Annotated in this window: 1 protein-coding gene; it reads left to right on the forward strand. The window is 65.6% G+C overall.

All coding sequences use genetic code 11. From position 1 onward, the window contains the following. A partial coding sequence (gene glnA, locus LRG07_RS13695) for a type I glutamate--ammonia ligase (RefSeq protein WP_238642750.1) occupies window positions 1–1008 on the forward strand: 1008 nt, incomplete at both ends.

Genomic DNA, 1008 nt, shown 5'->3' on the forward strand with positions numbered 1-1008 from the left:
CCCGAGCCGGAGTTCTTTGTCTTCGACGACGTCCGCTGGGGCGCCGATATGAGTGGCTGCTTTTACAAGGTGGACTCCGAGGAGGCCGGCTGGAACTCCGAGCGGGTGTACCCGGACGGCAACATCGGCCACCGCCCCGGCGTGAAGGGCGGTTACTTCCCGGTCCCGCCGGTGGACTCGCTGCACGACATCCGCGCTGCCATGTGCCAGGCCATGGAAGAGATGGGCCTGGAGCCGGAGGTCCACCACCACGAGGTGGCCACCGCCGGGCAGGGCGAGATCGGCACCAAGGCTCGCACCCTGGTCAAGAAGGCCGACGAGCTGCAGACGCTCAAGTACTGCGTGCACAACGTCGCCCACGCGTACGGCAAGACCGCCACCTTCATGCCCAAGCCCCTGGTGGGTGACAACGGCAGCGGTATGCACGTCCACCAGTCGATTTCCAAGGGCGGTAACAACATCTTCGCCGGCGACCAGTACGGCGGTCTCTCTGAGGAGGCGCTTTACTACATCGGCGGGATCATCAAGCACGCCAAGGCAATCAACGCGTTCGCCAACGCCTCGACCAACAGCTACAAACGCCTGGTGCCGGGCTTCGAGGCGCCGGTGCTGCTCGCCTACTCGGCGCGCAACCGCTCCGCTTCGGTGCGGGTGCCCTACGTGGCCAACCCCAAGGCGCGGCGCATCGAGGTACGCTTCCCGGATCCCACCGGTAACCCGTACCTGACCTTCGCCGCCATGCTGATGGCCGGTCTCGACGGCATCCGCAACAAGATCCACCCCGGCGAGGCGATGGACAAGGACCTCTACGACCTGCCGCCGGAGGAGGAGAAGGAGATCCCCAAGGTCGCCTTCCAGCTCGATCAGGCGCTGGAGGCGCTGGACAACGACCGGGAGTTCCTCAAGCAGGGCGGGGTCTTCTCCGACGACCTGATCGACGCCTACATCGAGCTGAAGATGGAGGAGGTCACGCGCCTGCGCATGACCACCCATCCGGTGGAGTTCGAC

Source organism: Halorhodospira sp. 9622 (assembly GCF_022228025.1).
Taxonomy (GTDB): Bacteria; Pseudomonadota; Gammaproteobacteria; order Nitrococcales; family Halorhodospiraceae; genus Halorhodospira; species Halorhodospira halophila_A.